Below are 20,725 nucleotides of genomic sequence, written 5' to 3'. Positions count from 1 at the left end.
TAAAAAGCGCGAGGGCTGAGGCCCTCGCGCTTTCATCATTTTTAAGCCAATCTCATCTTAAAATCCTCATATCCAAACGCATGAATCACTTCACAGTCACCGTTTTTGTCTTGGTAAACCAGAGCAGGCAGCGGCATGCCGTTAAAGGTGGTGTTCTTCACCATTGAGTAGATGGCCATATCGCCGAACACCAGGCGATCGCCGGGCTTCAGCGGCTGATCAAACGAATAATCGCCGATATTATCGCCTGAAAGACAGGTCGGTCCGCCCAGGCGGTACGTATGGGTCTTTTCCCCGGGTTCGCCCGAGCCGAGCAGCGGCGGGCGGTAAGGCATTTCCAGCACGTCTGGCATATGGCAGGAGGCGGAGGCATCGACGATGGCGATGTCCATTCCGTTTTGCATCGTATCCAGTACAGTTGTGATCAGGAATCCGGCATTCAAAGCCACCGCTTCGCCCGGCTCCAGATAGACCTCTAGACCGTACTTTTCCTGCATGCGCTTAATGCATTGCTCCAGCAGGGGAATATTGTAGTCCTCACGTGTAATATGATGACCGCCGCCGAAGTTGATCCACTCCAGCTCCGAGAGCCAAGGACCGAATTTCTCTTCAATCGCATCGAGCGTTGTTGCAAGATCATCAGAATCCTGCTGGCACAGGGTATGGAAGTGGAAGCCCGAGACGCCTTCCATCAGCTCTGGGCGGAATTGCCCGATCGTTACGCCGAATCGGGAGCCGATGGCACAAGGGTTGTAAATATCATGACCTACTTGAGTGGAGCATTCGGGATTGATGCGCAGACCGATTTTTTTGCCGGCCGCAAGCACTTTATCCCGATACTTCTCCACCTGGGAGAACGAATTGAAGATAACATGGTCGCATAGCTCCACAATTTCATCCATCTGATCGTCCCGGTAAGCCGGAGCAAACACATGATTCTCTTTGCCCATTTCCTCATGTCCCAGACGGGCCTCATACAAGCCGCTGGCAGCCGTACCGCTAAGGTATTTGCCGATCAGCGGGTAGGTGGTGTACATCGAGAACGCCTTCTGGGCCAAAATGATCTTGGCCCCTGTGCGTTCCATGATACCGCCTAGAATTTTCAGGTTTCTTTCCAGCAGACTTTCGTCTACTACATAGCATGGTGTAGGCAGGTCATCAAAGCGCATTTATCTTACGAACTCCGTTTCCCGTGCAGTCTCGGAAGAGGGTTGGTCCTCCGGATAGGCATCCACCAGTTCCGGATCAAAGCTCTCCTGCCATGGCAATCCCCATGTATTCAACGCATCCATGAATGGATCCGGATCAAACTCTTCAATATTGTACACGCCTGGTTTATTCCATTTCCCTGTCATCAGCATCATCGCACCGATCATGGCAGGAACGCCTGTAGTATAAGCTACAGCTTGAGAGCCGACTTCCTTGAAGCACGCCTCATGGTCGCATACATTGTATACGTAGTACATCTTATCCTTGCCGTCTTTCTTCCCCTTGAAGATGCAGCCGATATTCGTCTTGCCCTTGGTGCGAGGACCGAGGGACGATGGATCAGGCAGCACAGCCTTCAGGAATTGCAGCGGAATGATCTGCTTGCCTTCGAATTCGATCGGCTCGATCGAGGTCATGCCGACATTCTCCAGGCATTTCAAGTGGGTAAGGTAGCTTTGGCCGAAGGTCATGAAGAAGCGAATGCGCTTCAAGCCAGGAATGTTCTCTGCAAGGGACTCAAGCTCCTCGTGGTACAGCAGGTACATATCTTTTTCGCCGACTTCCGGGAAGTTGTAGACGCGCTTGATTTCCATCGGCTTCGTCTCGATCCATTCCCCGTTCTCCCAGTATCTTCCGTTAGCCGATACTTCACGGATATTGATCTCAGGGTTGAAGTTGGTTGCAAACGGATAGCCATGATCGCCGGCATTGCAGTCCAGAATATCGATATATTCAATCTCGTCAAAATAGTGCTTCAGCGCGTAAGCAGAGAATACGCCGGTTACACCCGGGTCGAAGCCGCTGCCCAGCAGGGCGGTAATTCCAGCTTGCTCGAAGCGCTCCCGGTACTCCCATTGCCATTTGTATTCAAATTTCGCCGTATCTTCCGGCTCGTAGTTCGCGGTATCCATGTAGTTGGTCTTGGTTGCCAGGCAAGCGTCCATAATCGTCAGGTCCTGATAAGGAAGAGCCAGGTTCATCACGATGTCAGGCTTCACTTCGTTAATGAGCGCAATCAACTCATCAACATTATTAGCATCGACTTGAGCGGTCGTAATTTTGGTCTTGCCTCCGTCGAGCTTGGCCTTCAGGTCATCACATTTGGACTTCGTCCGGCTGGCAATGCAGATTTCTTCAAATACTTCACTGTTTTGGACGCATTTATGAATAGCTACTGAAGCCACGCCGCCACATCCGATAATTAGAGCTTTTCCCATTGTTCATCATTCTCCTGTCCTTTAAGAGGATGTTCAAAAAGTCATCTTTTGTGACTTTTGAACTCGCACTTTAACTGAATTTTTTTCGTCGTAAACGGCACAAAAAAGCAAGTGAACAGACGCATCCCAGCGCACAGTCACTTGCTTGTGATATGATTTCAATATTAAGAAAGCTCTAATGACAGACGCAGGCCAGTCCTCAGCCGCCATCCGCCAGTCCATAAAATACTTAATTTCATGGAAAGTCCCTTAATATTCAAATATATCCCGTTGATCAGAGTCTATATAGCAAATAATCGCCTTTACCACTCTTATTGACCGTTTCACAAGTTGATGTGCAAATGCACTGGTTGTAAAGTAACCAACTTATAAAATTTGAGCTTTTAACTCAATCAATAAGGCAACTCTAGGGTTGCCAATCGGCATTTGACCCGGCTGTCCGTATGGCCTTAACTTACCCCAAAAGGGAAGTGGTCAAAAATTATCTGCTTGGAAAGACTCCTGAAATATACTGAATATTAGCTTTCCAAAATTAATGCTCCTTTATATTAGCAGGAACATGGTCAAACAGCAACAGGAAATTTTTAAAAAATGCAAATGAAGTAAAGGAGTTGTTTTATATCAAACAAGGTGTAGTGCTTCTGCTGTTTTTATTGGGGTTGAGCGGCTGTCTAGGAAACAATGAAGAAATAAGGGAAATGAGGGAAGGCGATAAACTCAGAGTAATTGCCGGAGAACATGTAATTGCTTGTACCTCCGTGAATCAGGAACTGAATTCGATGGATACCTTCAAAGCCTTCTTTGCAGATGAATCTTTGTCAGAAATCAAAAGTATAAAGACTACCGAGATGCTATTGCTGGAATTCGAGGGGGAACAACCCATCGAGGTCACAGTTAAAGATAGCATGCTCAGTTCCGATGGCAATTATCTATATCCGGACAAGCTTTCTCCTAAGATTTCTTTGACTAATAAAGATAATAAATTCAGCTTTATTCTTGGCAAGAACTTAACATCAGGCCTAAATTCACAATTTGAATCCGCTAAAATGAACTATAGAGGGTTTAAAATCGATGCAGCGTGGGAATCAGGCGAGAGGACGTACATATTTGTTATAAAAGAACAGTAGAATGATCACCCCCGCTCCGGGCACACTGTTATGGACAGATCAATCACCCATATAGAGGAGCGCATGCCAGATGACAACGCGTAAGCAGAAAGACAAGGACAGCAGGGAGGAGTATTTTCTGGACATTGACCGCATGATCAACGAAGGACTCGGAGGGGGAAATGTGACCCTGGACAACGGGCTGATTGAGGAGACCACGACTGATACGATGGAATATCCGGAGTCGATATTAGATGAACGTACTTAAACTGAATTTTTTTCGTTGTAAACGGCACAAGAAAAGCAAGTGAACAGACGCATCCCTGCGCGCAGCCACTTGCTTCTGATATGATTTCAATAAGAAAGCTCTAATGACAGACGCAGGCCAGTCCTCGGAGCGTTTGATACACCTGATTTATACCTCGATCACTGTACCGGAACATCTAGTTTATCGCGGAAGGTCTGAATCTGCGCTTCATTGATCTGCTGCTGGCTATAGGCTACCGAGGTGCCTAATACGAAGACATTGGCCCCGTACTCGCGGCAGAGCCGGGCACTGTCCAGACCGATGTTGCCGTCGACCATAATGTCCTTGTCCGGGCCGATCAACTCGCGAATCTCCTTGATTTTCAGCGCCGTATGCTCCAGGAACTTCTGCCCGGCAAAGCCAGGCTCTACAGTCATGACCAAGACGTAATCCACGTACTGATGCAAATGCTGCAAGAAGTCGATCGAGCCGTGCGGATTGATCGCAATTCCGGCCTGCTTGCCGCTCTCGCGGATTTGGCGCAAATAACGAATTGGTGTATGAGTCGCCTCGATATGGAAGCAGACATGCGTACAGCTTGTATCCAGCACCAGCGGAATCGCCATATCCAGATTGCTGACCATCAGGTGGGCATCCACCGGAACGGATGAGTTCTCGGCCAGCAACCGCAGTTGGTCGAAGCCCAGCGTGATGTTGTGCACGAAGTTGCCGTCCATAATATCGGCATGAATGAAGTTCGCCCGAATGTGCGCCGCATCCTCCAGGGCTCCCTTCAGATTAAGCTGATCCGCGCACATAATCGATAACGATAGCTTGTTTGTCACTTGACGTAACCCCCTTCCCGAGCCTTGGCAAACATCGCATCCGCCTCTGCCCCTGTTGGCAGCGAAGTGGCCGCACCCGAGCGCGTTACTGCAATGGCCGCTGCCACGTTCGCATAATAAATGGCCTGATCCAGCGGCATCTTGCGGGCCATGCCCAACGTCAATGCCCCCATGAAGCAATCTCCTGCGGCTGTGGTATCGACCACTTGCCCCGCCTTGCGGTAGGCAGGGAAGTTCCGGATATCCTGGCCGTCATATAGCATCGCGCCATGCTCTCCGCGCTTGAGCAGCACCCGCTTGCTGCCCGTAGCCTCATACAAATAGCGACAAGCTTCACGAGCCGCCTCCTCCGTATCTATGGCAAAGCCCGTCCACTGAGCCGCCTCCGTCTCATTTGGGCTGAATATATCTATATCCCGAAACTCACCAAGCTCAATTTCTCGCACAGGTCCTGCATCCACGATGATGACCTTGTCCTGCTTGCGACCGTGATATAGCAGTTGCTCGATTAGGGAAAGGCTGCATTCCAGCTCCAGGGATAGAAACGAGAAAGACGGCAGTTGATCCACAATTTCGTTAATATCCGTCTTGGTAAAAGCATTATTCGCGCCCAAATAAGATAAAATCGTGTTTTTTCCGGTAGGTTCAACCATGATATAGGCCGTTCCCGTACCGACATGCTCGTCCCGCTTCACCAGCCGGGTTCCGATTCCTTCAGCCTGAAGCTTGCTAAATACAAGATCGCCACTTCTATCCTGTCCCAGCTTGCAGCAGAACTGTACGTCCAGTCCCAGCCGCTGTAAGGCAATAGCCCGGTTGGAGCCCTTGCCGCCAAGTCCGGTGCGCTGCCCGGCCACCACCAGCGATTCGCCCTGATGCGGCGTGCGGGGAACCTGGAGCATGATATCGATGTTGGCACTTCCAGCCACTAGCACTTGATGCGGGGCTGACATTAGAGCTGCTCCAGTTCATCCACCGCCTGGATGAAGGGCTGCGCTTGCTCCTGCACCAACCGTTGATAGGCGCCGTGCACATTGGTCGCGCTGACGACGAAGCTGTCCAGCTTGCTGTAGCCTTCATTCAAGCACTCGAAGATGCCGTCATTCACGAAGCTGTCCGCTACATCCTTCAAGGCTTGCGCCGCAAGCTTGCCGTCCTTCTGAGCCAGGCACCAGATTACCCAGCCGCTGGCCGTCGCCCAATAGGCTCCATTCTGATATTCCTCATGCGGGACATCGATGAGCAGACGCTCCCAGTATTCCCCTTGCAGCAAATGACGAATTTGGCCCTTGTAGACATATTTCTCATAGTTGTCATGCAAGAAGGTGAGGAGATCCTCCCGGATGTCATCCGCCGGGAAGCCAATGTACAACAGATAAGCGATCCCCCAGATGTCCAGTTGCTTGCACTCTCCGGTAGCCGCATAGAAGCCTTTGCGGGACGGATCATAGAGCTTGAAGATACTCCGTTCAATCGCAGCCGCCTGCTCGCTATATGATTTAGCTACAGCCGCTTGCCCGTACTTCTTGTGCAATTCCAGCAAGAAGCGGCAGGCGCGCCAGAAGAGCAGCGATTCCATAAACAACTCGCCGGTCTTGCCAATGGTATCCGTGAATCCATACGGAGAATGCGGCTTGGCCGGATCATTGTAGACAAGTCCATCGCTACTCAGCGGAATCAGCGACATGCCTTGATCCAGAGCCCCGGCCCACTTGCCGAATAGCTGGCGAGCCTCCGCTTCGTCCAGAGACTGGAGATAGAAATATACGACATAAGCAAGAAACGGTGTATTATCCAAATTGGCTTTCCCTACGGGCTTCTCTACCACGCCGGCAGCATATACGCCTAATCCGTCTGCATAAATGCGGTCAGGCAACCACCCATCCTCGCGCCGTCCCCCTATAACGAAGTCAACCGCAGCCCGGATATCCTCCGGCTGGAGGAATTCGGAAGCGTATTCAACCATATAAGCAAAATCGCGCACCCACAGCGCATCATAACTAGCAATCCCGTCAGGGGTAAACAGCTTCGTACCATCATGAGCCACCTTGATACAGCCTTGAATTAATTGATCGGATTTCTGCGCAAGCAATTGCGCCAGTTTGTGATTACTCATCTTGTCACCGTCCTAATGATAGCGTTTTAGGCCTTACGAGAGTCATTGTAACATAAACAAAATAGTTTTCAATAACACATTTAAAAAACACTTTAGTAAAATGTATTTACAAAACTTTTTGTTCTTGCTATACTGGCATCATCAAGCCCGATCAAACACAATGCCGCGGTAAGAAATGAACAAATGAAAGCGTACCTAAAAGCGAAAAATAATGCCTGCTCTATAAGAAGAAGGTAGATTTGCTTATAATTAAGAGGGCGTATTATTTTTGCAAAGGGTGAAAAGGATTGGGAAAGAATAATTCCAAAATTTTAAAAGAAGCTAACAAGTATTTGGTCTTGCAATGTATATCCAGCTACCAGCCAATCACCGTTGAGGATATTGTGAAGAAGACGAATTTGAGCCGGCCTACGGTCATTAATTCGGTCAAGGAATTAACCGACGACCATATCATTATCAAGGGCGGACTTGCCGAGTCCACCGGGGGCAGAGCAGCGGCATTGCTCGCTATTAATTCAGATGCATACTACGGCATCGGGGTTGACTTTGAATTCCCGCAGGTTCGGATCGCGATGGCTAACTCCAATGGCGAGATTCTGGCTTCGCACCACTATGATTATCCGCTCGACAGCTCGGTGCAATACATCACCGATCGCCTATCCGATGAGATTGCCCGGGTGATTGAGGAGTCCGGCGTTGATCGGCTTAAGATCGAAGGTATTGGTATCGGGATGTCCGGTGTGGTCGACAAGAATAACGGCTTGTCCATCTTCATCGAACGGATTAACGATTGGCATAACGTGGACATCAAGTCCATTCTGGAAGATCGTCTTGATCTACCGGTTTATGTGCGTAACGATGTTCATTTGATGGGACTAGTCGAACAGCGCTTCTATCTATCCGCCGAGAATCAGGACTTCATCTATGTCGGGCTGCGATCTGGCGTAGGTAGCGCGATCTTCATGAAGAACGGGATCTATGGCGGGGAGAATGGCAACGCAGGCTTCATCGGTCAAATGATTCTGGATGTCAGCGGACCGGAAGGGCTTGGCGGTCCCAAGGGCAGCTTGAACGTATTTGCCAGCGAACTTAACCTGATTCGTCGCTACCGTGAGAGAAGCGGAAATACCGTTTTGGCAGAGCAACTTCCATTACGGCTGGAGAATCTGGTCCAGCTTGCACAAGAAGGAGACGAACTGGCCTCCTCCCTGCTGCAAGAAGCAGGCCATTACCTGGGACTTGCCCTGGTGAATCTGGCACGCATTTTTGAAATCCCAAACTTTGTGATTGGCGGCTGCCCGAACCTGGAGGGTTCGATCTTGCTTAAGTCCTTGCAAGATACGGCCAGCGAATTATTGAAGGAACACTTTAATCGGCTAAGCATCGTGCCTGGCCAATTACTGGAATACGAGTATGCGTTAGGCGGCTGTTATTTAGTGTTTGATCATATCTTTCATAAACCAAGATTAAAGCTTCAAATATAACAGTGCGTTATATTTCGATGCTGACCTAAAGACGGCAAGGAGACATCAGTGATGGATAACAGAATACGGATCGGTATCAGGCCGGTTGTTGACGCCCGGATCGGCAATGTCAGGGAAGTGCTTGAGCCGCAAACGCTCTCAATGGCTCAAGCGGTGGCCCGGTTGCTGAGCGAGCAGCTTCATTACAGTGACGGAGCACCCGTAGAGTGCGTAATCGCTTCTACATGTATCAGCAGCATCAAGGAGGCCCGGCAAGCGGACGAGCAATTCCGGCTCGAAAATGTAGGCGTTACCATCTCGGTAACACCCGCTTGGGCCTACGGCAGTGAAACCATCGACATGGATCCGCATCGCCCGAAGGCAATCTGGGGATTTAACGGCTCCGAGCGTTCCGGTGCAGTCTATCTGGCCGCAGCACTTGCCGCACATAACCAGAAGGGCCTGCCTGCCTTCGGTATTTACGGTCGTCATGTGCAAGACAAGGATGACGACAGCATCCCCCAAGATGTACAAGCCAAGCTGCTGCAATTCGCACGGTCGGCCATGGCCGTCGCGCAAATGCGCGGCAGATCTTATCTGGCCATTGGCTCCGTCAGCATGGGTATTGCCGGGTCCATCGTCAATGAATCCTTCTTCCAGCAGTACCTGGGCATGCGCAATGAATACGTAGATATGAGTGAGATCAATCGCCGAATTCAACTGGGAATCTTCGATCAGGAGGAATTCGAACGCGCGCTGGCCTGGACCCGCCAGTATTGTCTGGAAGGCACCGATTACAACGAGAAAGCCACCCGATTCTCCCGTGAACGCAAGGATGAAGTATGGGCGTTCATCGTGAAGATGACCTTGATTATGCGTGATTTAATGGCCGGTAATCCGAAGCTGGCGGAAGCGGGCTTCACGGAAGAAGCGCTGGGACATGAAGCCCTTGCTGCAGGATTCCAAGGGCAACGCCACTGGAACGATTACCTGCCAAATGGCGACTTCTCCGAAGCGATTCTGAACAGCTCGTTCGACTGGAACGGCCGCCGTGCTCCTTATGTCATGGCTACCGAGAACGACAGTCTGAACGGAGCCACGATGCTGCTGGGGAATCTACTAACCCATACTGCGCAGGCCTTCGTGGACGTCCGGACTTATTGGAGCCCGGAAGCCGTGAAACGGGTCGCCGGATATGAGCTTGAAGGATTAGCTGCTGGCGGCGTCATTCATCTAAAGAACTCCGGCTCGGTAGCGCTCGACAGCTCCGGCGAACAACAAATTGACGGCCTGCCAGCGATGAAGCCACATTGGGACATCACTGAGGAAGAAGTGGGCCGTTGCTTGCAAGCAACCTCATGGCATGCCGCCCATCAAGGATATTTCCGAGGCGGCGGATTCTCCAGCCGTGTGTTAACCAAGGGGGGCATGCCGATTACCTTCTACCGGATCAACCTGGTTGCCGGATTAGGTCCCGTGCTGCAAATTGCCGAAGGCTATACTGTAGACCTGCCGGAGTATGTACACGAGCTGCTGGATGAGCGTACCGACCCATCCTGGCCAACCGCCTGGTTCGTGCCTAATCTCACCGGAAGCGGAGCTTTCCGCGATGCCTATGCCGTCATGGATAACTGGGGCGCTAATCATGGCGTATTCAGCTATGGGCATATTGGCGGCGATCTGATTACCCTAGCCGCGATGCTGCGGATTCCGGTCAACATGCATAACGTTCCGGAGGAGCGGTTGTTCCGGCCAAGCTACTGGAAGGCCTTTGGCCTGGAGAACAGCTCGGTAGGCATGGATTATCGCGCCTGCTCACAGTTGGGGCCTTTGTACACCTGACGACGGTGTATATTGCGGGACTGCGTATCGGCCGAGCGCAGCCCGCAACTCACATACATGCTTTTATGCTTTGCATACAAAAGGGAGGAATTGCATCATGAAAAAATGGTTATCTGCACTCGTTGTAGTTATGTTGAGTGTCACAGTACTGACTGCATGTGGGGGCAGCAACAATGCACAATCAGATAATGCCAATAATCAAGGTACAGACAGCAAAGAGAAAATTAAGCTGGAATTTCTGTCTTTGAAGCAAGAACAAGCAAGTCAAGCAGCGTTTAAAGAGATTATTAAGCGTTTTGAAAGCGCTAATACTAATATCACAGTTGATCTTCAAAGTATGAATGCGGATCAGCTAAAGACGACGTTGCGGGCTAGAGCTGCTTCTGACGAAATGCCGGACCTTGTGACCTGGATGAAAGAGATCGAGCCGGAATATTTGCTCGACCTGAAGGGCGAAAGCTATCTTAGCAATCTTAATGCCGAGAGCATCGAAGCTGCCAATGCCATTTATAATGACCAAGTGTATGCGATGCCTATAGATAATGGATATATCGGTTTCTACTACAACAAGACTGTCCTTGCTGACAACAACCTGGAAGTACCAACTACATTGACTGAAATGAAGCAAGTTGTTGAGGCCTTGAAGGCCAAGGGGATTCCTGCCTTTGCTACAGGCTCCAAGGACCTGTCTGTGGCCTATATGCCGCTGATCGCCTTGTTCTCCGAAACGGTCTTCGGACGCAACCCGAACTGGTCGGCTGAACGTGACGCCGGAAGTGTTAGCATCGCTACCGACGAAAGCTGGAAGCTGGCATTCGACCTGCATAAGGATTATGTATACGGATACAGTGATGTCAATGGTTCCTTCAACATCGGCTATGATGATGCCAATGCCATGCTTGCCCAAGGTAAAGCCGCTTTCTATGGCAATGGTTCATGGGCGCTGGAGCCGATCCGTCAGGTGGGACCCGATGCAGATATCGGCCTGATGGCCTTCCCGATTTCGGATAATCCTGAAGAATCCAAGTTGCTGGTATTTCCGGATACTTCATTGTCTATTATGAAGGATAGCAAAAATGCAGATGCCGCCAAGAAATTCCTTGAGTTTGTCGCTTCACAGGAAGCCGGCGAAATCTGGTCAGAAAATGTAAAAGTATCCTCCACTGTCAATGGCGTCAACGTGGATTATGATCCGATTGCTGCTGATATCAACCAATACATCTCCAGTGGTCAGTTCACTCCATATGGGGACCGTGTACTACGTTCCGTATTTACAGACAAGCTGTGGGAGGATTTCTCCAAGTACATGCTGGATAGAACGGACTGGGATACATTAGCCAAGGACTTGGATGCTGCATGGGACAGAGCCAAGGAAGTTGAGGCTTCCGGACAATAATACAACGACAACGCCATGTTTGCGCGGATGCCTTCCGGGGGACGAGCTTCTTCTGTTCCTCTCCCGGGGCATTCAGCTTTAAGCCACGCACAAATGACTCCGAGTGGCAAAAGGAATGATGTTGATGAAGCCTAAAGGCCAAAATATGTTTTACTTTCTCATATTGCTGCCCGCCTTGTTGCTGTTTACTGTTTTTTTTATCATCCCCGTAGTACAAAGTCTTTCCTTGTCCTTCACGGATGCTTATGGAATGAGACCAAACTATAAATTTATTGGTTTAGAGAATTATATCACTGCCTTCAAGGATAGAAGCTTTATGGATACGATTAGCGCGACGTTGAAGTTTACTATCACTGCTGTTGTACTCGGAAACGTGATTTCCCTGATTCTGGCTTTGTTGCTGGATACAAAAATTCGCGCCAAAAGCTTTCTGCGCTCTATCTTCTTCATCCCAAACGTGATGAGTTTGCTGGTCGTAGGTTATGTATGGTCTTTCGTATATAGCAATGCTTTGCCAGACCTGTTCGAAGCACTGCATTTGCCCGCCTCCTGGCAGGCCTCGATTCTGGGCAATCCTGATATTGTTATTTATGCGCTGGCCGTTACGGCGGTATGGAACGTAGCCGGTTATTACATGATCATTTATCTGGCAGCGCTGCAAGGCATTTCCGATGATCTGATAGAAGCTGCTAAAATCGACGGAGCTCGTACCAAGGATATTTTGTTCAAGATTAAGCTGCCGCTCATCTCGCCGATCATTGTGATGTGTTTGATTTTGTCAACCGCAGCTCATATTAAAATCTTCGAATTGCCGTTCACCATGACCTCCGGCGGTCCTGCGGGCTCTTCGATGACTATGGTGCTGAAAATATACAATACGGCCTTTAGTGCCAACCAAACCGGGCTTGCAACAGCGCAATCGACGATCTTCTTCCTTCTGATTGCCGGTATTACCTTAATTCTGACCAGACTTATGAAATCCCGGGAGGAGAAATTATGATGAAAACTGCCGGTGAAAGTAAGAAAAAAGGATGGCGTCAAGCAGGGTTGTACACGACTGTATGGCTTCTTGCGATCCTATTCTTCGCTCCTATCTTGATTGTAGTCCTGAATTCATTCAAGACCAAGCCGGAAATTATGGTGTCCACCATTGGATTGCCTGAGAAGTTCAATTTAGACAATTACGTAACGATCTTTACCAACAATGACTTTCTATCTTCTCTATGGTTCAGTGTTATCGTAGTCGTCGCTACCACAACGCTTACCGTTCTAGTCTCGGCATTGGCAGGATATGCATTGGCCCGTTGGAAGAGCAAGTTCTCCAGCGCTATCATGCTTATCTTTATGACCACCTTGTTCGTGCCCTTCCAGGTCTACATGGTGGCCCTGATCGTTATTGCCCGTCAGCTCTCTCTCACGGGTTCACCCGTTGGGCTAGTTCTGATCTACATTGCCCTCGGCATGCCCGTACCGATCTTCTTGTATCGCAGCTACGCTGCAACCATGTCCAAGGAGATAGAAGAAGCTGCCGCCATCGACGGATGCAGCCGCATTCAAATGTTTTTCCGGGTTGTATTCCCGCTGATGAAGCCAATTACCGCGACTGCAGCTGTATTGAATGCGCTATGGGCCTGGGGCGAATTTTTGGTGGCATTCCTCGTCTACGGCAATCACAAGCCCATGACCATTCCGCTGTCCCAGCAATACTTCTATGGCAGCTATAATCAGCAATGGAACTTGATTATGGCCGGATTTGTGATATCGACCATTCCGATTGTTATTTTCTATATCCTGATGCAGAAGCATATTGTTAAAGGCATTGCTGCGGGTGCGGTGAAGGGTTAACAAGCACAGCACATAGAGAAAAGATTAAAGGAGAGAACACGGATGTTCAACGCTATTTCGCGTCAGGTGGAGAAAACAGTAGCTGATCTGCAGCAGATTAAACCGGAACTGGCCGAGTTATTCAAAAATGGCTATAGCAACACATTGGATACAACCGTAGAACGTATGGAGGATGGAACGACTTTCGTCATAACCGGTGATATTCCGGCCATGTGGCTGCGGGATTCATCGGCCCAGGTAAGACCTTACATCCGCTTGGCTCACGAGGACAAGGAGCTGGCCGAGATGATTCGGGGCCTGATCTGGCGTCAGGCCCGCTGCCTGCTGCTGGACCCTTACGCTAACGCCTTCAATCGGGAGGGCAATGGGCATGGACACCAGCAGGACCGCACCGAGATGGGCCCATGGATCTGGGAACGAAAATTCGAGCTGGATTCGCTCTGTTATCCGGTGCAACTGCTTCAGGATTACATTGAAGCCACTGGCGACACCAGTGTGTTCACTGAGGAAGTTCATGCGATGCTGAATGTCATCGTACGGACGATGCAGACCGAGCAATATCATGATGAACGCTCCTCTTACAGCTTTGAACGCGACGATATTACGTTGCCATCGGATACACTGCCTTTTGCAGGGCGAGGGACCAGAACGAACGTGACTGGCATGGTGTGGTCAGGGTTCCGTCCCAGCGACGATGCCTGCAAGTTCGGCTACCTGATTCCTGCCAATATGTTTGCTGTGGTTATCCTGCGTCATTTGGCCGGCTTCGCCGAGACCTATTATGCAGATCCCAAGCTGGCTGAACGCGCCCGCAAGCTGGAAGCAGAAATCAGCTTTGGAATCGAGACCTACGGAACGGTGGAACATCCGCACCATGGCAAGATTTATGCCTATGAAACCGATGGCTACGGCAATTATAATTTGATGGATGATGCCAATGTTCCAAGTCTGCTGTCCATGCCCTATCTGGGCTATTGCGGCTATGACGACCCTAAATACCTGCGAACCCGGCAATTTGTACTTAGCGAGGACAACCCCTACTACTACAAGGGACGTCATGCCGCAGGGGTAGGCAGCCCGCATACGCCGGAGGGCTATGTATGGCATATAGGATTGATTATGCAAGGCTTGACCTCCACCGACAAGCAGGAGCAGCTTGACTTGCTGAACCAACTGCTGGCCACCACTGCCGGAACAGGTCTCATGCATGAGAGCTTCCATCCGGATCATCCTGACCAGTTCACGCGCGAATGGTTCGGCTGGGCCAACAGCCTAGTGGGGCAATTCATTTTGCAGTGGCTGGAGCCTGATGTGGAATATGGGCAGAAGTCTAAATAGCAGCTTAGAGGCTCCCCTTGAAATGAACATGAACGTTGTGAAGCATGACCCAGTACCGACTCGGTGCTGGGTTTGCTGTATCCATCGTATCTGCGTTATCTCCAGGTGAATGCTCCTGATGGGATGGATGGCCTCGTTTTTTGCTATTCCATAGTTGAAGAGGTAACCTATTCATAGAAAAGGAGGCTGAAAAGATGAGTCAACATATTCCGGAAATTACATTGAACGATGGTTTGAAGGTGCCTGCAATTGGCCTTGGAACTTATTCCTTGAAGGGCGCCGCCGGTGTGAAGTCGATTACGGGAGCAATTGATCTGGGCTACCGATTAATCGATACCGCCTTTAACTACGAGAATGAGGGAGCAGTGGGTGAGGCCGTGAAGCAAAGCTCCGTTCCTCGTGAGGACCTGCTGATCTGCTCCAAGCTGCCGGGCCGCCGTCATGCTTACCAAGAGGCGCTTGTCACGATTGAAGAATCGCTGTATCGTGCCGGGCTGGATTATTATGACCTGTATCTGATTCATTGGCCTAACCCGAAGCAGGACCTTTATATTGAAGCATGGCAGGCTATGATCGAAGCGAGAAAGCGGGGATATATCCGCTCCATCGGCGTCAGTAATTTCTTGCCTGAACATAATGCACGATTGGTACGGGAGACGGGGGTTGCGCCCAGCCTGAATCAGATTGAACTGCATCCTTATTTTGACCAGGCCGATCAACGTCAGAAGGATGCGGAATACGGCATCGTCTCGGAATCCTGGAGCCCGCTTGGCCGGGGGCACCATATGCTGCAGGATGAACGGATCGCTCAGATCGCGGCAGCTCATGGGAAGACGCCAAGCCAGGTGATACTCCGCTGGCATACTCAGCTTGGGTCCATTCCAATTCCGAAGGCAGGCTCCCTGCAGCATCAGAAGGAAAATCTGGAGCTGTTTGATTTTGAACTGTCAGAAGCGGAAATGAACGTCATCCTCAGCTTCGGCGATGGAGACGGAAGCGGACGCTTGTGGGGGCAAGACCCGGCTGAGTATGAGGAGTTTTGATGATATAACAAGATGTCTCGTCCACAAACCGAAGGATCATAGCTGGATGCGACAAACATGAAAACGGGGCAGACCGGAAGTCAGTATTCACTGATTCTCGGTCTGCCCCTTCTGTATAAACGCATGCGTGCTTTAGCCTTGGACGCGTACGTTCGGCGCGTTGTGCTGCAACCGGGAATGACGCGTCAATTCTGCGTAATATCCATCCTGTTGGAGCAATTCCTCATGAGAGCCTGCCTCCACAATCCGTCCGCTGTCGATGACGATAATCCGGTCCGCATGCTGTACAGTAGACAGCCGGTGAGCAATAACCAAGGTGGTTCGGCCGGCAGCCACGACGCTTAACGCATGCTGGATCAGTTGCTCCGTCTGAGAATCGAGATTGGCGGTTGCCTCATCCAAAATGAGGATCTTCGGCCGGAAAACCAGAATCCGGGCGAAGGAAATCAACTGGCGTTCTCCGGCGGAGAGCCCGCTTCCGCGATTGGACAACTTCGTATCATAGCCGCGCCCCAGCCGCTTGATCATCGGATGCGCGCCGACCTGGCGGCAGGCCTTGATGACCTCCTCACGGGTAATATGCTCCTGGAAGAGACGAACATTGTCCACGATCGTTCCGGAGAACAGGTAAGGCTCCTGCTGGACCAAGCCTACGATTCGGTGCAGGTCCTGCTGGGGCAAACGCCGAATATCGGTGCCGTCAATCTCCACGCTCCCGCGGTCAACATCATAGAAGCGGGCTAGAAGGTTAACGAGGGAGCTTTTCCCAGCGCCCGTAGTGCCGACAATGCCGATGAATTCTCCCACTTGTATATGCAGGTTCAGACCATGAAGCACCTCTTGCCCGTCTACATAGGAGAATCGCACCTGATTGAAGTCTACCCGCCCTCGTACAGCAGCAGGGGCCAGGGTCTTCGTTTCCTCCGGTGCGGGCTCCTTAACCTCCGGTTGGGTAGAGAAGATGCGCCACAGCCGGTCCATGGACACCGTGGTGGATTGAAGGGTATTCCACTGTTGAGTAATTTGGTTAATCGGTTGAAAGAACTGGCGGATATAACTGATGAATGCATACAGTACGCCGAATTCGATTTGCTGGTCGAGCACGGCAAACCCGCCGAGCCAGACGACAAATGCAACGGCCAGATTGCCCAGGACATCAAAGGATCGGTTAAAGAGCACCGATGCGCGAACCTCCCGGAGATTTGCCTTTAAGTAGGAGGTGTTCCGATTCGTAAAACGGTCTTCCTGCTCTTGCTCTTGATGGAAGGACTGAATCAGGCTCATACCGGATAAGTTCTCCGCAGTAAAGGCAATAAGCCGGGAGAGCAGCGAACGGGCCTGCTGGTAGCAGGATCGCAGATGCTTACGGAAAGCCACCGCGATGCCCGTAATGATCGGAAACAGGATCAGGCAATATAGGGCAAGCCGCACATCCAGCGCAAACATAAAGACTATAACAAGAATGAGGGAGAGTCCGTCCCGGACGAGACTGAACAGAACCTGGGTGAAGAACTGATTGATCGTCTCGGTATCACTGGACTCATTCGTGACAAGCCCTCCCATAGAGTTCCGATCGAAGAAGGACATCGACTGTCCGGTGATATGTTTGAACAGGTCTTTCCGGAGGAGAGCAACAATGCTCTGCCCAACACGCTGCAGCAGATTCGCCTGAACATAGGAGAACACACCGCTAAGCGCTTCGAGAAGCAGATATCCTGCCGCCAGCCCGATCAGAATTTTAGGCCCGTACGCACCGAAGAGCACCTTTTCATCAATCGCGTATTTGATCAGGAACGGCTGGAGCAGGTCGGCCGAAATAGCTAGGAATGCACAGATAAAAACCCCGAGAAAGGATTTGCGGTGAGGCTTGGCATATGAAAATAGAGCCTTGAAGGCTTGACGGCGTTCTTCCGGAGAGACGGTGTGCTTGTTATCCTCGCGCTGCTTGGGTTCAGCCGGCATGGGTACCCTCTCCTTCCTGAATCTCATGCAGGGAAGCATACAGACCCTGGAGGTGAAGCAACTCCTCATGAGTTCCCTGCTCAGACAGCTTGCCGTCCTCCAGCACAATAATATGATCGGCGTGCTTAACGGCACTGATCCGATGAGCAATAATAATCGTCGTCTTTCCTTGTCTAGACTGCCGCAGATTCGCTAGAATCTTTGTCTCCGTCACGGCATCGACGGCGCTCACGCTGTCGTCCAGCAGAAGAATCGGAGCCGATTTGATAAGCCCCCGGGCCAGACTGGTTCTCTGACGCTGCCCGCCGGAGAGGGTGAGCCCCCGCTCGCCAAGCTTCGTATCGAATTGATCGGAGAACCCGGTGATACTCTCGTGCAGCTCTGCCAGCCTTGAAGCCTCCTCGACCTCATGCAGCTCTGCGTCCCGGTTGAAAAAGGCGATATTATCGCGGATGGTGGTGCTGAACAGGAAGCCGTCTTGAGGAACATACGCAATCTGTGTGCGCAGGCTGCTGAGAGACAGATCCCGAATATCCCTTCCTCCGATATAGATCGTTCCGCGAGGAGCGTCATATAGACGCAGCAGCAGCTTAACCAGGGTTGTCTTGCCGCTCCCGGTGCGCCCTACAATCCCTAAGGTCTCGCCGGGCTTGACCGAGAAGCTGATGTCATCCAGGCTCGCTTCCCCGGCATCAGGATAGGCAAAGGTCAAATGGTGAATATCTATGCCAAGGTGCTGCTCGGACGGCGGAAGGGTGTCATCGCCCTCCTTGATTTCCGGCTCTACCGCCAGCAGCCGGTTCAATCTGTCCAGGGATGCCCGGGAACGCTGCATGGTATTAATGACGTTCCCGATGAGCCGCAGCGGATTCATAATCATGCGAAGGTACAAGGTTAAGGCCACGAAGAGACCCAGCGACAACTGTCCGCGGGTGACCAGAAGTCCGCCGTAAGCGATTGCAACAGCCATCGAGACAGCCCCTGTGAAGGGAAGGAGCGCCTGGAACATGGAGGTGATCTTAACCAGGGAGAGCTGACGTTGCAGGATGTGATCCACAGAAGCTCCGAAGCGGTCGCGAGCTATATTTTCCGCAGCAAAGCTCTTGGTCACCTTTACGCCTTCGAATTGCTCTTCGGCAGACTCCGTCATTGAAGCCAGCGCTTCCTGAACCCGTCGGGAACGGTCGCGGATTTTCGGCCCGAAGCCGATAACCATAAAGGGAATCGCGAGCAGCGGCAGCACGCAGACCAGAATGAGCAGTACCGGAATATCGCTCGCAGCCATCATAACGACCACGGAGATGATCAGCACGGACGCATTGGTCATTTGATTCAGTCCGTTGGCAATCGACTCGCGCACACCGGTCACGTCGTTCATGACATAGCTAAGCAGCTTGCCAATTCCGTTTCGAGAGTAGTACGACTCGCTTAATTGAGTGAAATGATGAAAGAGTTCTTGTCTTGCCCGAAACTCGAAGATCCGTCCCAGGCGGTGATTGATATACTGTCCAATGCCGAAGCAGAGCCCGTATACAATCGCAATCCCGACCAGAAGCATCGCATAATATCCGACATCGGATTTGGTCAACGCCCCGCTTTGCAGGTGGTCGGTGAAATCACCCAACACCTTGGGGAAGTAAGCATACGTAACATTTGCGGCAATCAGAGACAACACCGCAGCCAGGTAGAACAATAAATGGGCCTTCATGTGATTCAACAGTAATGTTTTTCCACGCACGGACACCTGTCCTTTCCTTATATACAGATTTTTGCTTCGGCCAACATCGGTCATTTATAAGTATACCATGGGAGAAAAAGGCAAGCTTCAGTCTAACGGGTTGCTATTCAAGGAAAATGCCTCAAATTTGTGCAAGAAAAAGTGAGAAGATTGATAGCGAAGAATTATAATATAGTCAATACTATAGCTCATACATCAGATGTTAAGCCGTGAATGGAGGATGGAAATATTGATGAAGCACGCTCGGATCGGTGTGATCCTGGCGCAAATCGGAACACCCTCGGCTCCCGAAGCCCGCTCGGTGCGCCCGTATTTGCGGCGGTTTCTCTCCGATCGGAGGATCGTAGACACGCATCCTTTACTGTGGCAGCCCGTGCTAAGAGGAATTATTTTGCGTACACGCCCCAAGAAATCAGCAAGCCTGTACCGCCAAATCTGGACTGAAGAAGGCTCCCCTTTATGGGTTTATTCGCTCCGGCAGCAAACCGCGTTGCAGGACAAGCTAGGATCGGACTATCAGGTCGAATTAGGCCTTGCATATAGTGATCACAGTATTGAGAAGGCTATAGAGTCATTGGAGAAATCAGGAATCAGCCGTATTCTGATCGTGCCGATGTTCCCCCAATACTCCTCAACGACGACGGCGTCGGTGTATGACCAGACCTGCTTTGCGGCACTGGGACGGAAGAGCTTTGGCGGGAAGGCAGCCAAGCGCTTTATTCCGACGATGCGTTTTGTCGAGCCTTATTACGACGATCCCGGATATATTGACGCTATGAAGGCTCATCTGCAGCGAATTTTGCACCGCCAAGGGCAAGAGGGCCGGACGGATTATACGGTGCTTACTTTTCATGGCATTCCCAAGCGCTATGCTGATACAGGAGATCCTTATCCTCAGCAATGTATGGAGACAGGGCGGCTATTAGCCGAAGCGATGGGATGGGAAGACGGAAAATGGCAAATATCCTTCCAATCTAGATTTGGTCCGGAGGAGTGGGTAGGCCCTTCTACCGAAGAGACCCTTAAGGCCTTGCATGAGCGCGGGATCTCCAGTCCCATGATCTTCTCGCCGGGCCTGGTCACCGATTGTCTGGAGACCTTGCACGAACTGAATATTGAAGGCCGTGAGCATTTCCAGGCTTCTGGCGGACAGGCAGAGCGCTTTCAGTTTGCTCCTTGCCTGAATGATCAGCCGGAATGGCTGAACTTCCTGAAGGAATTGGTAGAGCGTAACACTGGAGGATGGTAAACAGTAAAGGACCTCGCCCCGATTAATTGTTAATGTTTACAAAAACAATGGTATTTTTCAAAAAGATAAGGTAACTTATAGAGTAAGAGTAATAAAAACGTTTTTATTA

17 protein-coding genes are annotated in these 20,725 nt (G+C 50.8%); 10 read left to right on the top strand and 7 right to left on the bottom strand.

From position 1 onward, the window contains the following. Positions 1-41: 41 nt before the first annotated feature. Together nspC and KQJ23_RS01255 are read right to left on the bottom strand one after the other, a co-directional pair. Positions 42-1,169, bottom strand: coding sequence for a carboxynorspermidine decarboxylase (gene nspC / locus KQJ23_RS01260; protein WP_216476801.1), 1,128 nt, complete (start codon positions 1,167-1,169; stop codon positions 42-44). Next, positions 1,170-2,426, bottom strand: coding sequence for a saccharopine dehydrogenase family protein (locus KQJ23_RS01255; RefSeq protein WP_216476800.1), 1,257 nt, complete (start codon positions 2,424-2,426; stop codon positions 1,170-1,172). Positions 2,427-3,037: 611 nt separating this feature from the next. On the opposite strand from KQJ23_RS01255, the gene KQJ23_RS01250 reads away from it, so the two are divergent. After that, positions 3,038-3,553 carry a hypothetical protein gene (locus tag KQJ23_RS01250; protein WP_216476798.1) on the top strand — a complete coding sequence of 172 codons (516 nt, stop codon included), beginning with the start codon at positions 3,038-3,040 and terminating at the stop codon, positions 3,551-3,553. A gap of 70 nt (positions 3,554-3,623) precedes the next feature. Next, positions 3,624-3,800 (top strand): hypothetical protein, encoded by a 177-nt coding sequence (locus KQJ23_RS01245; RefSeq protein WP_216476794.1) that lies wholly within the window; start codon positions 3,624-3,626, stop codon positions 3,798-3,800. Between the two features lie 158 nt (positions 3,801-3,958). On the opposite strand, the gene KQJ23_RS01240 is transcribed toward KQJ23_RS01245, so the two are convergent. Genes KQJ23_RS01240 through KQJ23_RS01230 form a run of 3 tightly spaced genes read right to left on the bottom strand, consistent with a single transcriptional unit; the run spans position 3,959 to position 6,740 of the window. After that, entirely contained in the window at positions 3,959-4,624 is a 666-nt protein-coding gene (locus tag KQJ23_RS01240; protein ID WP_216476793.1) for a ribulose-phosphate 3-epimerase, read from the bottom strand. Beyond that, the gene (locus KQJ23_RS01235) at positions 4,621-5,577 is read right to left on the bottom strand and encodes a ribokinase (protein WP_216476792.1); all 957 of its coding nucleotides are present in this window, start codon (positions 5,575-5,577) and stop codon (positions 4,621-4,623) included. The genes KQJ23_RS01240 and KQJ23_RS01235 overlap by 4 nt, the downstream gene beginning before the upstream one ends. Beyond that, positions 5,577-6,740, bottom strand: a complete 1,164-nt coding sequence (locus KQJ23_RS01230; RefSeq protein ID WP_216476790.1) for a hypothetical protein — start codon at positions 6,738-6,740, stop codon at positions 5,577-5,579. Before KQJ23_RS01230 ends, KQJ23_RS01235 begins: the two co-directional genes overlap by 1 nt. A gap of 287 nt (positions 6,741-7,027) precedes the next feature. On the opposite strand from KQJ23_RS01230, the gene KQJ23_RS01225 reads away from it, so the two are divergent. The 7 genes from KQJ23_RS01225 (at position 7,028) to KQJ23_RS01195 (ending at position 15,667) form a co-directional block, all read left to right on the top strand. Continuing rightward, a complete protein-coding gene (locus KQJ23_RS01225; RefSeq protein ID WP_216476789.1) occupies positions 7,028-8,224 on the top strand; it encodes an ROK family protein in 1,197 nt (398 codons plus the stop codon). Positions 8,225-8,275: 51 nt separating this feature from the next. After that, positions 8,276-10,045: an L-fucose isomerase gene (locus KQJ23_RS01220; protein ID WP_216476787.1), complete on the top strand. Its 1,770-nt coding sequence runs from the start codon at positions 8,276-8,278 to the stop codon at positions 10,043-10,045. 97 nt (positions 10,046-10,142) lie between these two features. After that, complete coding sequence (locus KQJ23_RS01215; protein ID WP_216476785.1) at positions 10,143-11,441, top strand: ABC transporter substrate-binding protein; 1,299 nt, start codon at positions 10,143-10,145, stop codon at positions 11,439-11,441. Between the two features lie 316 nt (positions 11,442-11,757). Beyond that, a complete protein-coding gene (locus KQJ23_RS01210) occupies positions 11,758-12,441 on the top strand; it encodes a carbohydrate ABC transporter permease (RefSeq protein ID WP_216476779.1) in 684 nt (227 codons plus the stop codon). Continuing rightward, positions 12,441-13,286 (top strand): carbohydrate ABC transporter permease, encoded by an 846-nt coding sequence (locus tag KQJ23_RS01205; protein ID WP_216476777.1) that lies wholly within the window; start codon positions 12,441-12,443, stop codon positions 13,284-13,286. The genes KQJ23_RS01210 and KQJ23_RS01205 overlap by 1 nt, the downstream gene beginning before the upstream one ends. Before the next feature lie 42 nt (positions 13,287-13,328). After that, complete coding sequence (locus KQJ23_RS01200; RefSeq protein WP_216476775.1) at positions 13,329-14,624, top strand: glycoside hydrolase family 125 protein; 1,296 nt, start codon at positions 13,329-13,331, stop codon at positions 14,622-14,624. A gap of 194 nt (positions 14,625-14,818) precedes the next feature. Next, positions 14,819-15,667 (top strand): aldo/keto reductase, encoded by an 849-nt coding sequence (locus tag KQJ23_RS01195; RefSeq protein ID WP_216476774.1) that lies wholly within the window; start codon positions 14,819-14,821, stop codon positions 15,665-15,667. A 132-nt stretch (positions 15,668-15,799) separates the two neighbouring features. On the opposite strand, the gene KQJ23_RS01190 is transcribed toward KQJ23_RS01195, so the two are convergent. Both KQJ23_RS01190 and KQJ23_RS01185 read right to left on the bottom strand, forming a co-directional pair. Beyond that, positions 15,800-17,629, bottom strand: coding sequence for an ABC transporter ATP-binding protein (locus KQJ23_RS01190; protein ID WP_216476772.1), 1,830 nt, complete (start codon positions 17,627-17,629; stop codon positions 15,800-15,802). Then, positions 17,619-19,337: an ABC transporter ATP-binding protein gene (locus tag KQJ23_RS01185; RefSeq protein WP_249529413.1), complete on the bottom strand. Its 1,719-nt coding sequence runs from the start codon at positions 19,335-19,337 to the stop codon at positions 17,619-17,621. The genes KQJ23_RS01190 and KQJ23_RS01185 overlap by 11 nt, the downstream gene beginning before the upstream one ends. A 262-nt stretch (positions 19,338-19,599) precedes the next feature. On the opposite strand from KQJ23_RS01185, the gene hemH reads away from it, so the two are divergent. Then, positions 19,600-20,616, top strand: coding sequence for a ferrochelatase (gene hemH / locus KQJ23_RS01180; protein ID WP_249529439.1), 1,017 nt, complete (start codon positions 19,600-19,602; stop codon positions 20,614-20,616). Positions 20,617-20,725 lie beyond the last annotated feature (109 nt).

Source organism: Paenibacillus brevis, assembly GCF_018919145.1.
Lineage (GTDB): Bacteria > Bacillota > Bacilli > Paenibacillales > Paenibacillaceae > Fontibacillus > Fontibacillus brevis.
This window is presented reverse-complemented; position numbering and strand designations above follow the sequence as displayed.